This window comes from Nonomuraea sp. NPDC050404 (assembly GCF_040655495.1).
In the GTDB taxonomy this organism is placed as follows: domain Bacteria; phylum Actinomycetota; class Actinomycetes; order Streptosporangiales; family Streptosporangiaceae; genus Nonomuraea.
The window spans coordinates 26,728-41,361 of sequence record NZ_JBFAKB010000049.1 but is presented as its reverse complement, the minus strand read 5'-3'; the positions used below and the strand labels follow the sequence as shown (position 1 = coordinate 41,361).

At 66.8% G+C, this 14,634-nt stretch carries 10 protein-coding genes; 2 read left to right on the top strand and 8 right to left on the bottom strand.

The annotated features are described in order from the left end of the window. Positions 1 to 28: 28 nt before the first annotated feature. The 3 genes from AB0I81_RS60885 to AB0I81_RS60875 are packed head-to-tail and all read right to left on the bottom strand — an operon-like array spanning position 29 to position 3,275. On the bottom strand, positions 29 to 1,279 hold the full coding sequence (locus AB0I81_RS60885) for a hypothetical protein (protein ID WP_360679063.1): 1,251 nt from the start codon (positions 1,277 to 1,279) through the stop codon (positions 29 to 31). After that, complete coding sequence (locus tag AB0I81_RS60880; protein WP_360679060.1) at positions 1,270 to 1,989, bottom strand: hypothetical protein; 720 nt, start codon at positions 1,987 to 1,989, stop codon at positions 1,270 to 1,272. Before AB0I81_RS60880 ends, AB0I81_RS60885 begins: the two co-directional genes overlap by 10 nt. Continuing rightward, a complete protein-coding gene (locus AB0I81_RS60875; RefSeq protein ID WP_360679057.1) occupies positions 1,986 to 3,275 on the bottom strand; it encodes an aspartate aminotransferase family protein in 1,290 nt (429 codons plus the stop codon). The genes AB0I81_RS60880 and AB0I81_RS60875 overlap by 4 nt, the downstream gene beginning before the upstream one ends. 101 nt (positions 3,276 to 3,376) lie before the next feature. Between AB0I81_RS60875 and AB0I81_RS60870 the strand changes: the two genes are divergently transcribed. Further along, positions 3,377 to 4,921 (top strand): peptide deformylase, encoded by a 1,545-nt coding sequence (locus tag AB0I81_RS60870; RefSeq protein ID WP_360679055.1) that lies wholly within the window; start codon positions 3,377 to 3,379, stop codon positions 4,919 to 4,921. A gap of 144 nt (positions 4,922 to 5,065) precedes the next feature. On the opposite strand, the gene AB0I81_RS60865 is transcribed toward AB0I81_RS60870, so the two are convergent. From AB0I81_RS60865 to AB0I81_RS60845, 5 genes are all read right to left on the bottom strand, one after another. After that, positions 5,066 to 5,857 carry a hypothetical protein gene (locus tag AB0I81_RS60865; protein ID WP_360679052.1) on the bottom strand — a complete coding sequence of 264 codons (792 nt, stop codon included), beginning with the start codon at positions 5,855 to 5,857 and terminating at the stop codon, positions 5,066 to 5,068. A gap of 145 nt (positions 5,858 to 6,002) precedes the next feature. Further along, positions 6,003 to 11,471, bottom strand: coding sequence for a LamG-like jellyroll fold domain-containing protein (locus AB0I81_RS60860; protein WP_360679121.1), 5,469 nt, complete (start codon positions 11,469 to 11,471; stop codon positions 6,003 to 6,005). A 1,066-nt stretch (positions 11,472 to 12,537) separates the two neighbouring features. Beyond that, positions 12,538 to 12,975, bottom strand: coding sequence for an MFS transporter (locus AB0I81_RS60855; RefSeq protein ID WP_360679050.1), 438 nt, complete (start codon positions 12,973 to 12,975; stop codon positions 12,538 to 12,540). A gap of 45 nt (positions 12,976 to 13,020) precedes the next feature. Beyond that, positions 13,021 to 13,185, bottom strand: a complete 165-nt coding sequence (locus AB0I81_RS60850; RefSeq protein ID WP_360679048.1) for a hypothetical protein — start codon at positions 13,183 to 13,185, stop codon at positions 13,021 to 13,023. 11 nt (positions 13,186 to 13,196) lie between these two features. Beyond that, a complete protein-coding gene (locus tag AB0I81_RS60845; protein ID WP_360679046.1) occupies positions 13,197 to 13,934 on the bottom strand; it encodes an MFS transporter in 738 nt (245 codons plus the stop codon). Positions 13,935 to 14,098: 164 nt separating this feature from the next. On the opposite strand from AB0I81_RS60845, the gene AB0I81_RS60840 reads away from it, so the two are divergent. Continuing rightward, positions 14,099 to 14,626: a helix-turn-helix transcriptional regulator gene (locus AB0I81_RS60840; protein ID WP_360679043.1), complete on the top strand. Its 528-nt coding sequence runs from the start codon at positions 14,099 to 14,101 to the stop codon at positions 14,624 to 14,626. The last annotated feature ends 8 nt before the right edge of the window (positions 14,627 to 14,634 follow it).

Here is a 14,634-nt window from a genome sequence, read left to right as displayed (position 1 = left end):
GGTACGCCTTTCAGGCTTGGGGCGTCGTTCAGATGAGATGGATCGGATCGGCGGCGGCGGGAACCTCGGCGAGGAGCCGCTCGACGGCAGCCTTCTGACGAGGCCCGCCCGCGTCAGGAGCGCGCCGGGCTTGGTGCAGGAAGTTCAGGAGCGGGGTCAGCGCGGGGTCGATCCGGTACGCGGGACGCACCTTGTCGATCGCTGCCACGCACGTCGCATAGAGCTCGGGGTCGTGGACGAGCGCGTCCAGCGCGGCGGCGACCTCGGCGACGTCGGTCGTATCGACGGCCAGGCCGACACCGTGGCGAGCGACCCACGAGCCGGAGGCGCCGTGGCTGTCGATGACGATCGGCATCCGATACAGCAGCACGTCGCGCAGCCGTAGGCGGTGACAGGTTTCGTTCTCCGCGCCGGGCCGTCCCAGGCAGACCAGCGCCCGGGATGCCGTCAGCACGCCGTCCCGGCCGCTGTGGGGGAGCGGGCCATCGTGCTGGACGACGTGTGCACCGAGGCCGAGTTCCGCCGTGAGGCGGCGGAGCCGATCCGCTTCCGCGATGCGCTGCCCGGCAGGAGGCGGGTAGCAGAACCGCACGTTCACCGCGCGCCCGCTGTTGCGCAGCGCGGCCAGTGCCTGGCACAGGACGCCCGCGTCAGTGAAGTCCCACACCCCGCCGGACCAGGCATAGTCGGCCGGAGGAACCGTGGGATCAGCGTGCGCAGCCGCGGCTTCCCGACTGAAGCCGATGGGCACCAGCGACACCAGATGGTGCAAGGTTCGCTCCGCGGCGTGCAGGCGTGGCGTCAACCGGCCGAGCGCGACGAGCGTCGCGTACATCCCGGCTCGCTCGACTTCCGAACGCGCCAGGAAATGGTCGCTCACCCAGGTCTGCAGCCGGAAGTGGGCCACGATCTGCTCGTAGAAGCGATCGGCGTTCGCCGAGTCGCGCAACTGGTCGTAGTCCAGGTGCTCGATCGGCGGCGCGTTCTCGCTGATGATGAGCCGACCGAGCCGGTGAGCGTGCAGTAGCACGCGTGGATCGGGCAGATCGGTGGTGACCACCGCCTGGGCGGCCTCCACCTCGGCCCGCCAGCCGTCCTCGGCGAACTCCGTCACCTCCAGCCCGTCCCGAGACCAGGAGATGTCACTGCCTGGCGCGGTGATCAAGCGGATGCGATGTCCGGCTGCGCGCAGCCCCAGAGCGATCTCCCACATGCGCAGGCCGATCCCGCCCATGCGTTCTCCCACCGGGTAGGGGCCGGTGAACAGGCTCACGCGCATGGCAGGTCCTTCCAGTACCTGAGCAGCGAGGGCCACGTCCCCAGGTCGGTGAACGGCGGTACCTCGATCACCGGGGCGCCTCCCAGCGGAGGCTCGGTGGCTTCGGCCAGTTGGTCGATCACTTGCTGGGCGGCTTCGCGGCGGAAGGCCAGCCCGAACCACACCGCGTTGAACCGGCCCTGCTCGGCGGCGTCCGTGCCGGGCTTGTCGACCAGGTGGCACACTCGCTGGCCGCGCATTGTGTCATCGACACACAGGGCCCCGTCCATGGCGATGCGCGCCGGATCGTCCTCATGAGCAGCGAGAACACAGGCCGGGGCCCGCTCCAGCGCTGCCAGGACGTCGTCGAGCAGGAAGTTGGGCGGGGGAGCCGACAGCACCTGATCGGGAAGCAGTACCAGGATTCGTTCGTTCGCCCACTCCAGCGCCGATTCCAGTGCGCCGGCCAGTTCGGGCGACTCCGCCCGCTGGCGTACGGCCGCAACGGGAACATCGCGATGACGGTGATGCACGTGCGCCAACGTCGCTACGCGGTGGTCATCCACGACGAGGACCACTCGCGTCGGCGTACGAGCGGCTCGGACCAGATCGAACACGCCGTCGATCGCCACGCGTCCTGCTCCGATGGGCAGCAGTTCCTTGGGCATCGGGAGGCCCAGGCGCGTACCTGCTCCGGCGCACGGCACGATCACCGTCAACGGGTTACTCATCGCGCCACCGCCTGCGGACGGAGGCTGCAGGACATGGCCTCACAAATCCGGTCGGCCAGCACCTCCGTACAGACCAACGGGGGAGCGAACGACACCACCGCCCCTTGCAATCGCGCCAGTACCCGGTGGGTCTCGCGCAGGCGAAGTGCCACCGCCGCGGCCCGCTCAGCGGTATCGAACTCCACCGCCACCAGCAGCCCACGCCCGCGTACCTGCCGAACGCCCTGTTCACCAATCAGAGTGCGCAGACCGGACAGCAGCCGTACCCCCACCCGAGCGGCGTTCTCCACCAAGCCCTCGGTCTCGATGGCATCCAGTACGGCGCACGCAGCCGCGCATGCTGTCGCGTGACCACCCGTCGTGAACCCGTGCCGCAGGCCGCCCAGAACGGGATCACGCGCGAAGACCTCATAGATGTGCTGGCGGCACGTCATCGTCGCCAGCGGCGCATATCCGGCGGTCAGCCCTTTGGAGGTGACCACGATGTCCGGCAGCACGAGCGGCTCGTGCTGATAGCCGAACCACCTGCCGGTCCGGCCGTACCCGGTCAGAACCTCGTCGACCACCATCAACGCGCCGATGCCATCACACAGGCGCCGCACCGCGGTCAGGTAGCCGAGCGGCAGCGGCCGTATCCCGCCCACCCCCAGCACCGGCTCGACCACCACAGCGGCCACCTGATCGGCCCCGGCACCGAGAGCACAGGCGGCCACCGCACTGGGATCCATGGCGGCTCGATCGCCTGGTACGAGCACGAACCCCTCAGGAAGCGGCCCCATCAGGGCACGAACCGCCAGCATGCCGGTCATCGCCGCGGTGGCCAACGTGCTGCCGTGGTAGCCCGGCGCCAAGGAGACGATCAACCGCCGATGTTCCGCCCCGGACAGGACGTGGAACATCCGCGCGACCTTGATCGCGCTCTCGATCGCCTCCGAACCCGAGTTACAGAAGAACGTGCGCGACAGCGGCTCACCGAACAACCCCGCCAACCGCGTAGCCAGCTCTGCCACAGGCGGGGTGATCGCCTCCTGCAGCGTGTACGTCATCAAGGTGACCGCCTGTGCGGCCATGACCGCCGCCACGTCCTGCCGCCCATAGCCGAGGGCGGCGTTGAACACTCCGGCTCGTGCGTCCAGGAACCGTCGCCCGTCTGCGGACACCACTTCACACCCCTGGCCTTCGACCAGAAGCAGGGCATCTGAGCCGGCATGAATCGATGTCCATGGACGCCACACATGGTCGGCCGCGTTCTTGAGGACCGCCTTGGTAGTGGAGAGCCTGTCCATGTGCTCCTCTTTCCGCTGGGCTGAGACGCCCCGAGCACACCGCAACGGCGGATGATGACGCTACGCTGAGAAGCGATCACTCACGGTTCATTCACGGCTTCATGTCGATTCCTGGGAAGGATTCAGGTGTGAACCCCACCGCAGGAACGCAGCCGCAAAGCGGGCCCGCATCAGGAGCCTCAGCACCGGGGCGGTCGTTCGCGGCCGAGCTCACGTACTGGCGCAGACGACGAGACCTGAGCAAGAAACAGCTCGCCATCACGATGGGCTTCGACCCCTCGTACGTCAGTCACGTCGAAGCCAGCCGCCATGCCGCCAGCGAAGACTTCGCCCGAAAGGCGGAGAGCGCACTCAACGCAGCCGGTGCGCTGTGGCAGGCGTGGCGGACCACCGCCCCTGCTCGCCCGCCCGCGACTACGGAGCACGAGGGCGAAGGCGTGATCGTGGAAGACGATTACGCACAACTGCACTACGACGGCTCCACCTACCAGGCCAGGCAGCGGCGACGCCTGTTCAACGGCGGTGCCGAGCCGGTCACCCGCTATCTGATGCGCATCAGCGTGGACCGCTACCCCGGCCAGCCCGAGCGGTCGAACGCCCTCTACCGCGCACGCCCGCTCACCTGGGATGAGCTCAACCTGACCGCTACCTGCGACGGCGAACCGATGACGTGGCGCTCCAAGCACGACCGTGACGCGTTCAAGGAAGCCTGGCTCTGCCTGGAGAACGATCGCGCCCGCTTCCCGCTCTATCCCGGCCAGCACGCGGTACTCGACTACGCCTACCAAGTGGACGACGGCCGCTGGGGCCCCTGGTTCCAGCGCGCCGTACGGCTCCCCACCAGGCATCTGTCGGTCGAGCTCGTCTTCCCCGCTGCTTTGGACCCGGTGGTCTGGGGCACCGAAACCTCTACCACCGCCGAAGCAGTCCCGCTCAGAACACCCGTCACCCGGACTGATCGCCGCACTGGGGACGTTGAGGAGACGGTGTTCTCCTGGGCCATCGAAGCGCCGCCCATGGGAGCCCGCTACCGGCTGGAATGGCGATTCCGCGCCCGCGACGACGCAATGGCCCCGCAGCCCACGCTGCGTACCGCCAGCGATCGAATGAGGTCGGTGGGAATCGTCCAGCGCGGCGCACCCATCTTGGCCCGTGCCGCGCGTCCCTTCGACCTGCCCGCCGACGCCGACGAGGCGTCCGACGTCATCGATCAGCTGTTCACCGCCGTGCAGCGCGTCCGTGAGCAGCATGTCTTCGGCAAAGGCATGGGCCTGGCCGCTCCCCAGATCGACATCGACCGGTCCGCCGCGGTCATCGTCTCGCCCGATCCCGACGCCGAGCCGCTCATCCTGCTCAACCCTCGCCTGGTCAGCGAATCTACCGAGGTTGACGAGCAATACGAGGGCTGTCTCAGTTTCTTCGACGTACGCGGGCTGGTGCCGCGTCCGCTCCGCCTGGAGATCGAACACACCCGCCTCGACGGTCGGCGCGTCATCGCCGCGCTGGACACCGCACTGGCCCGCCTCGCCGGGCACGAGATCGATCACCTGTACGGACGTCTTTACACCGCCCGCATGCGGTCCGGTGTTACTCCCATTCCCGTGGAGGAATACCGCGGCACCGGCCAAGCATGGAACTACCGGTGAGGTCAGCCCTCCTGCGGTTAGTGGTAGCCGCGATTGAGCAGTCATCCCGGTCTCGGCCGAGGAGGTGGAGCGGGGATGCTGTTGGTCGGCCATTGGCGGACCAACAGCGGCCGCGCATGCGCGGGACTTCCTTCCGGACGCGCGTTACGATCCCACGCTCGCTGTCTCAACGACCTTGATGGTTCGCACTTCAGGCTTTTCTATCAACTCGGCGAGCGACTCTCTTGAGTATCCGTAGGTGAGCAGCCCATAGATTTTGCCCTGCTGCGCGGCCTGGCGCAGCACATCGAGGTCGAGGCCGAGGGATCTCAGATTCAGCGTGTCGGTCCAGTCCAGCTCGTCCGTCCAGCGTCGGAAAAGCTCAATTGGTGACGTACTCTCGCACTCCCTTTGATAGACCGCACACGATCTCCAGTAGACGGGCTTTCCGGCTAATCCTGGCGATTCGGAGACGAACAGATAAAGCGCGTCCGAGCGGATGTCTCGCACTTTCAGTGCGGCGATGAGCTCGTCTTCCGTCAGGGGATTGGCCAGTTCTACTATGGCGGCGGAAAAGGAATCATCGGGTAGCGCGGCTATCACCTCGCGGGCTTGGGCTTTCGCTGGCTCGGCCACCCCTTTGCCGCCCTCGAATGAGCGCACCAGCAGACTCATCTTCGTCTCGGGCAGGTCAGGGGCCGAAACTAGGCCCAGCAAGTTCGCCGAAACCGCGCCATCCACGCGACGGCCCTCAAAACGCGGGTACAGTTCGTAAGCCGCTACTGGTGTGCTCGCCGACACGGGGCTAACGCTCACCGTCGAGTCCACCAGGACGCGATATTCGGGATGTGCTATCTGAAAGGCGCCACCATATACCTCACGCAAACGTTCAGAGCGGCCGCCGAAAAAATGGAAGCCTTCTAGTACACATACCAGAACGAGCAGTGGCGCGATCACGTACGCAGTTCTTGGAAAATATCTTTTACGACTCATGTTTCGCGGGTCGACCCTTCTATATGACCGGCTTCCAACGGGCTGTGGAGATCGAAGGGGTTGCCCTTCGATCTCCACAGTCAAGCGAAGTCAGGCTATGCGCTGCCTCTTAAAGACTACTGAAGGGCCATATGGTGAGTGCCCATTGGCGGGATGTTGGAAGCATAGGGATGGTCTTCGGGCTGGAGGTGCAGTGTTTGGCCTCGGTCGCGTTGGCTTTGCAATGTGCCAGAATCGACAAGTATCCTGAGGCGCTGTGCTTGAGCCCTGTGAAGCCGAGACACAACAGGTCTTCGCATTGCGCGGCGAATTTGACCGTTTCCGGTACCAGTTGCGTGACGCCTTCTGGTGCTTCCCAGGAGAGGGTCGCACCTTGGCCGCCCTGCACCGGAGAGGCGCCAGGCGGCCAGGATATGGAGGGAGACACTGCCAGAGAGGTGAAGGCCAGCGAGGTGTCCAGCTTCAGCTTGAGCGTTTTGGCGATCAGTTTGTCGATCTTACTGTTGCCGAAGGAACACGTGATTCGCACACTCGCATAAGCGCCCCACCCATCGGCTATGAGGGGGCCCTTATCAGTGACGTACTTCCACCTCAGGTCACTGCCCGCCTCGAACTCCACACCCTTCGTCACGGTGTTCCAGCCGTACAGAGCGGAATGGCACCCACCGCCATAGCAATGACGCTGCAGCGACCACCCTTCGGCCGACTTGAACGAGTTGGGCGGCTTGCAGTTCTGTGTCGCTGCCAGGGGCGCCATGGAGCCGTCGATCATTCCGCACGAGTCGCCGAAGTCGGTGAAGTCCTCGTACGCGGGGTTCGGCGCCTGGATCTCCGTCATGTTGCCACAGCGGTCGAACACGTGGATGGAGATGGTGGATACTTCCGGATCCACCTCACCCATCGTCTCGGCGCGGGCCTTCTTTCCACTCGCGGCGGATGCGGCCGGAGTCTTCCAGCTCCGCGTGACCTTGGCCGTCACATGGGTCGTCCCTCGTGGGCCGGGCTGAACAACGGTGTCCGAGACCGTGACCGCCGAGTCGGTGCGAGGTTCGTTGCCGACCTGCAGGGCTTCGTGGTGTTGCTGCAACGCGGCGTTCAGCAACGACAGTTTGGCCGTGCTCGGTGCGCTCGGAGTAACGCCGGGAGCCTCCCAGATCGTGTCGGCGCGACCTTCCAGGACGGCATCCTGCGCCCGATAGTAGGCCAACACTCGATCGGTGTACTCCTGGCTGCCTGATGCGCTGCTCGCATTACGGGTCTTGGCGTCAGGCGGTGTGTCCAAGAATGGGATGCAGGGCTCGGAGCCGGCCGAAGGCGGTGGCGCAACAGCCTTGGGAGTGACCGACACGGTCTCCCACTCACCGGCGCCGAACGCGGTCTTGGCGCGTACCTTCAGACTGTAGGGCTCGTCGTTGACCAGGCCGGTGACCATGGCGAAGGGCTCGGCGACCTCCACTGTCTTGGCCACCTGGCCGGCGGAGTCGGTGACTTCGACGTCATATCCGTCCAGCAGGGCGACACTGCCGTTGGTCTCCGGCACTCCCCAACTTGCGAGCGCGCTGGCGTCGCCTGCCTGACCTTTCAGGTTGAGAACCTTGCTCGGCGGTCCGGGAATCAGATAGGTGAGCACGAGCGATGGCTGCGCCGTGGCCCCTGATGCGGCGAACGTGATGAGCTCGTCCTTGTTGGAGGTGAGCATGAGCCATTGGTATTCGCTGCCCGCGATATCAGCCTGAGGGCTGCCCAGCGGCAAAGAATACGGTTTGGTGTTGGTGTCGACGTCGCCCGTGAGGTCAGACCCCTTGGTCGCACTCGTCACTGAAGACTTCAAAGGTGTCGCCGTGATCGTTGTTTCTGCAGGACAGGCATTATTCGGGCAACTGGGTGAGCCGAGTTTGAGTATGCCTTCCAGCACGGCGGCGCCGTCCGGCAGCTCGGCGAAATTGAAGCCGACGACGCTGACCACCTTGTCCACGCCGGTGCCGCCGATCGGCATCGTGGTGGAGTCGGTTACCGTGCAGGGAGCCCCGTCACAAGCGGTGGGGTCGGTCCTGGCGGTCTTAACGACGAAACTGTCTTTACCCAATGTCAGGTTCCGGATGTCCTCCTCCGGGTCCGGAGCAGGGGTGCCCGGGACTGTGAAGTCAACGGAAGCGGTCTTGGACGTGCACACTTCGCCCCCGGACGCGTCCGACGCTGTAACTGCGGCGCTTGGCCGAGCCGTGCTGGCGGAGGCCGCCGTGCCGCCGAGGGGTGCGTTCATGTCGGTGGAGATCTCAGCGGCTGTTTGCGCGCGGTTGTAGATGCGGACGTCGTCGATGGCACCCTCGAAGTATTCACCGCCGTAGGCGGTGCTGCCCCCGATACGGAGCGCGCCGCCGTCGGTCAGGAGGGAGCCGCTGATGCTGCTCTGCCCGATCTGGGTGCCGTCGCGGTAGAGGGTGGCGGTGCTGCCGTCGTAGGTGATGGCCAGGTGCGTCCAGGTGTTGGCGCTCAGCGCCTTGCTCGCGGTGAGGGTGTGGGAGTCGTCCTCGGTGATGAGCCATCCGGCGGGTCCGCCGTCGGCGGCCGCGTAGAGCATGTAGGACAGGTCGAGGAAGGATTCGTATCCCTTGCCGACGATGGGTCGCCAGCCGTCGACCGCGCTGGGGTTGACCCAGGCGGACAGGGTCATTCCGGTGCTCAGCCGGAGCGAGGGGTTGCTCGGAATGTTGACCCAGCTGCTGGTGCCGTTGAACGACAGTGCCTGGCCGTGCTTGCCGGCCACCCAGGTCGCGGCTTTGGCGGTGCCGTTGTTGACGCCGGTGCTGTCGGCGACGGCGGTTCCGGTGCCCTCGTTCATGCCGTAGGCGGCGACCAGCCCCTGCGGCGTCGGATCCGGGTCGGGGTCAGGATCTGGATCGGGATCCGGGCCGGGATCGGTGCCGCCGTCGTCTTGCGGAGCGGTGACGCAGGCAGTCATCTGCCACCTGTAGGTGCGGCCCGCCTGCACAGTGTCGGCCGGGATCAGGAAGGAGGCGCGTTCACCACCGTTGACGGTGCGGCTGCCGAGTGGCGCGGAGCCGACGGGCAGGCCCTTGTCGTCGTAGAGGTAGTACTTGGCGGTCACCTGCCCGCTGGAGGGGCGGTTGACCATGCCGGACAGGATCGGCTGGGCCGGGTCGGCCATGCCGGTCTCGGTGTTGGTCGGCAGCGTCGGCGCGTCGCTGGTGATGCGGTAGGCCGGGCTTTCGTTGCAGGCCGGCGGGGTGACACCGGTGCGGCAGGCCTTGACGACGAATTTGAAGCTGGCCGGGTTGTCCAGCGTGAACACCTTGTCCAGCGGCTGGCCGGAGGGGATGTTGTTGTGGGTGGTGGTGGTTGGCACGCCGACCATGGTGCGGATGTCGGCCGCGCTCAGCACCCGCTGGTAGACGCGGATGTCGTCGATGGCCCCGTCAAGGTTGTCGTTGCCGGGGGTTTCGGTCAGGGTGAGGCCTTCGCCGATCTGGAACGGTCCGCGGGCGTTCCAGCCGACGGTGTGGTCGGTCTCGCCGGCCAGTTCGCCGTCGACGTAGAGGCGGATCTTGCCCGCGTCGGCGTCGTACTGGGTGGTCAGGTGGGTCCATTGGCCGATCTTGGCCAGGTTCTTGGACTGGATGGGTCGCGTATTGATCCGCTCGGGGTCGTCCGTGGTGACGAACGATAGGATCCAGCGCTGGTCGAATTCGGCGGCGCCGCTGGTGGTGTAGTACAGGGTGAAGCCGGGCTGGTTGACGCCCATCTGGGACCAGACGGCCTGGTCGGTGGTGCTGCTGTCGAGGCGGACCCAGCCGGCCACGGTCCAGCTCTTGTTGGTGTTGAGCACCGGGCCGCTGGTGGCGGCATGAGAGGCGCCGCCGGCGAGCTTGACGGCCTGGCCGAACTGGCCGGGCTCGCGGCTGTAGGTGCCGGTCAGGGTGGCGGCGTGGTTGTTGCCGGAGGCGTCGGCGGCGGTGGCGCCGGAGGCTTCGTCGAGCTTCCAGTGCGCGGCCTCGCCGGTCGGCAATTGTGGAGCGGGGGGCGCCATGGTGGAGTCGTTGACACTCACGGTGTAGTCCAGCGGCCTGGCCTCGGGCACGCTGGACTTGTAGGTGACCTTGACGTTCGTGCTGCGCGCGATGGCGTCGTTACCGCTCATCGAGTCGATCGACTCAGCCGTCACGGTGGGGATCTCGGGCGGCAACACCCAGTCCACGCTCAGCTTCGGCACGTTCTGGCCGAACAGTTGCGGCCAGAACCGGTACTCCTCGCTGAAGTTGGTCGGCACGGGGAACTCTTCCGTCAGGCTGAGCGTCAGCCCGTGATTGTCGGTGCCGGAGGCCCACGCGGCGGTCATCGCGGTGAGATTCCAGCTCCACACCGAGCCCGCGGACTGCGGCAGCCCGCACGGGTTGACCAGGGCGCGGCCCTCTCCCGTGGTTTCGGGCTGGGTGTCCCACCAGGTCTCGTCGGCGACCCAGGCGGAGGTGTTGCGCTGCGCGGCGATGCCCTGGAATTCCTCGCACAGGATGTCGTCGCGCAGGGTCATCTGCATGGTGGCCTTGACCACCTGACGGCCGGCGATCGGCGCGGTGTCGAAGGCCATCAGGGTGCGGGTGGCCCGGCCTTCGCCGCCCCGGTCGGCGTAGCGGCCGACCGAGCCGGCTGTCGTCTGGCCGTCGGGCGAGCTGACGCCCACTTCCTGGGTGATGCCGAGGGTGGTGGTGGGGTCCACCGTCACCGGGTACTGGGTGGCCGGGTCGGCCAGCCACGTGGGGTCGGGCTTGAGCACCAGCACGGTGCCGCCGTCTTCGGTCGTCACCTCGGTGTTGACCGGGGCCTCACGGCCGGGCTTCTTGGCGTCGGCCTGGTCGGCGGCCGCGTCCCACATGCGCGGGGCGGGCGCGGAGGCCACTTTCTTGCCCTTCGCGCCGGACAGCGTGAGCCCGCCGGATTTGGAACGTTTCAGCTTGAGATCAGGAGCATGCACCGGCAGCCGGAACTCCACCGGCCCGGCCGGCCGCTCGCGCAGCACCACGTCGTGCCGGAAGCCGGTCGGCAGCGCGGTCACCACCAGGTCCGCCGACGGGCCCGCCGCGCCGGCGTAGGTGGCCACGTTGCCCTTGATCTGCGGCTTGGGCAGTTCGGTGGGCCAGGACAGGCCGAAGCTGTCGTCGCGTCCCAGTCGCATGGTGGCGAACGGGCCGGTGCCGCCGGCCGACACGCGCAGGCCGGCCTTGGCCAGTTTGGGCTTCAGCACGCCGTTCTCTTCGACCAGGGTGGTGTCGATCCACGCCCAGGAGCCGTCGGCCTGCTGCAGCTGGGCCGGGCCGGTGTAGGACTGGGTGGACAGATGCCCGTCCGGGTAGGCCCAGGTGCGCGAGGTCTCGGTGTAGGCGGCCTCGACCGCCACCGGCTGATTCTGCTTCTTCGCCGCCGCGACCGCCGCGCGCAACGGCGCGTCCGGGTCGTCCGGGCGGGGGAAGGTCGTGATGGACGGCCCCGCGGGGGCCGCGGTCGGTTCGGGATCTGCCTGTGCGGTGCTGGGAAAGCCCGCTACCAGCAATGACGCCGCCATCGTGAGCACGGTGGGTAACACAACGTCCTGGAAGACTGACTGTTGGCCACGCGGGGACGAGCTGACTAACTTGTTCACTGACTTCCTCGATCTGCTGTGTGTAGGCAACAGCAAACAAGCTTTACCTTTCAGCAAGATCACGTCGCAACATGACATGTATCACACCAAACAGCATTAATCGGCTGGAATGTCTCTCTTACGACGATGCGTTATTTATGCTACGAAAGTAATGTATGTAGATGAAATATAGACATTGCGGTCATAATGCATGAGGTTGCGACAATCTTTGCCTAAGCTGGACCGCAGTGCCGGGGCCCCAGGTGATGTGCAAACCTGCCCAGGTCGCCGCCGAGAACCTTGCGCGGCGCGAGAGGATCATGTTGCCGTTGGCGTACCTGCTGGGCTGGTGCGGGCCGCGCCCGCTGTCCTGGACGTCTGTCCGGTAGTGTCATGTCCGTTCCGCAGATATGGGCTCTTGCTGTAGGGGGCAGCTCCCTACAGCGCACGTCGCGACGGTTGAAGCTCGTCCGCTGCCCACTTCTGTCAGTGAGCTACTGCCGTCGCAGGGCCGACCGGGACGGCAAGCGCAGTTGGTCAGCTGAAGAGACGATGGCATGCGACGTTGCGCAGCCGAGCGTCACGTCGGTGGGGTGGGAACAACTCGTCGCACCTCATGGTGATCAGCGAGGGGTACTCGTCGGTTCCGGAGATGCCCGGTGAGGAGGGGCGCAGGTCTCTCGGTGCGCGCTTGACCTTGGGGTTCGATCGGAATGGGTGACGGTCGGTCGCGGGGCCGGCCAGCGGCCGGGGGCGCGCGCTTCCGTGGCGGCCGTGCGGCTCCTTGACGGATGCGCGGTTGCTGGCCGCGCTCACCTGCTGGGCGCCGTCCCTACCCACGCCTGGTTCTTTGGTCCTGCCGTGGGCGAGGGCCAGTACCACCGGTGTGAGGGAAGCGGGGTTCGAATTGTGGCGCAGGATGTGCTTCATCGGTTTTCTCCATTCCTGGCAGTGGATCATCGTGCGGTACAGAACGCGGATCTCAGCTGATATTGCTCTTTGTAATATTTCATGCGCTCTGAGTAGGGTTAAGGAGCAGGGTGGCCAGAACGGTCGCCGCCACGGCCGCAGCGGCGATCAGCAGGCTGGCATGCAGGCCAGATACGAACCCGGCCGAGCCTGCGACCAGAGCGCCGAAGGCCGCGACAGCCAGGGCGCCCCCGATCTGGCGGGAGGTGTTCAGCACGCTGCTCGCGATGCCGGCGCGCTCGGCGGGCACGCTGTCCAGCAGCAGCGCCGTCAGAGCCGTCACGGCCAGCGCGCCGCCGGCGCCGATCGGGATCATCAGCGTCATCACCCACCAGGTGGGCACCGAAGAGGGGACGGCGCTCATCGCGAGCAGGCCCGTGGTCATCAGGAGCTGCCCGATGATCATCGGCACCCGGGCGCCGAAGCGCGTGCCCAGTCGGGCGGCCATCGGTCCTGCCGCGGTGGTGAGCAAGGCCATGGGCAAGAAGGCCATCCCGGCAACCAGCGGGCTCAGCCCTCGTGTCTACTGCAGGAAGAGACCGATCAGGAAGATCATCCCGTAGAAGCCGACGTTCAGGGCGAAGCCGATGACGGCCGACAGTGACATCGTGCGCATGCGCAACAGCGGCAGTGGTGTCATCGGGTGCCGTCCGCGGGCCTGCGCGATGAGGTACACGACAGCTGCCATCACGGCAACGGTCAGGGCAGCAGCACGTTCACGCCATCGAGGTCGTCGTCGCCGGCCTCGATGGCCGCATACGTCAGGGCGCCCATGCCACTCACCGCGGCCACTTGCCCGACCCAGTCGAAGGGGACCGGCCGCCTCGGCGAGCGGCCGACGCGCAGCAGCAGGAGCAACGCCACCGCACCAACAGGAAGATTGACGAAGAAGATCATCCGCCAGTCGATCTGGGTCAGCAGCCCGCCGGCCACGGGCCCGGCGGCCGAGCCGACCGAACCGCTCACCCCCCACAAAGCGATCGCCCGGGCTCGTGGTGCGGAGTCGGGGAACGCCTCCCGCAACAGGGCCAGCGAGGACGGAAGGATCATGGCAGCGCCGGCCCCCTGCGCCAATCGTGCTGCGACCAGGACGCCGAGATCGGGGGCCAGTCCGCAGGCGGCGGAGGCAAGCAGAAACAGCGCCAGGCCGCCGCCAAAGGCCTGGCGAGCGCCGATGCGATCGCTGATGGCGCCGGCCGACAGCAGGAAGGCGGCGAAGGCAAGGGTGTAACCGTCGACAACCCACTGCAGCCCGTGCATCCCGCCGCCGAATCCGCGCCCGATCGATGGCAAGGCCACATTGACGATCAGCGCGTCCAGCATGATCGTGAAGAAGCCGAGCAGCACGGCGGTGAGCGCCGGACGGGATCCGGTCGCGTGCTGCGCTGACAGTTCACCGGCGGCACCACGCGATGACACGTGGGAGGTGCCAGACAAAGGAGCTCCTGCAAAGGGGACATAAAGGTCGTTACCGGTATCCACCTTTGCGTCTTCCCAGCTCCGCTGCCAGGGCGGGTCGTGCCGGGGTGTGACGTTCGGGGGTAATGACACGGCCCCCCACCTGGCTGTTGAGCATGTCGGCGCGGTGTGAGACTGAAGATATGGCACCTCAGCGCACCACCAGCAGCAGCGAGACGGAGCTGGGCCGGTTCCTGCGTGCCCGCCGTACCCAGACCAGCCCCGAGCAGGTGGGCCTCACGATCGGCGCGGGTCTGCGCCGGACGCCGGGGCTGCGCCGGGAAGAGCTGGCCACCCTGGCCGGGATCAGCATCGACTACTACGTACGCCTGGAGCGCGGCAAGGAGACCCGGCCCAGTCCTTCGGTGATCGATGCCCTCGCGCGCGCCCTCCGGCTCGACGACGAGGAGCACCAGCACCTGCGGGAACTGGCCGCACGGGCGGCTCGCTACGCCGCCGAACCGCCGCCTCCGCCCAGCCGCACCGTACGTCCCCATCTGAAGTTGCTGCTGGAGACGCTGCGCCCCAGTCCCGCCTACATCGTCAGCCGCAGCATGGACGTCCTGGCCTGGAACCCCGGGGGGCTCGCTCTGTACGCGGGCCTGGACGACTGGCCGCTCAAGCAGCGCAACCTCGCCCGTTACCTGTTCCTGCACCCCTGCCTCCCGTGATCTGTTCC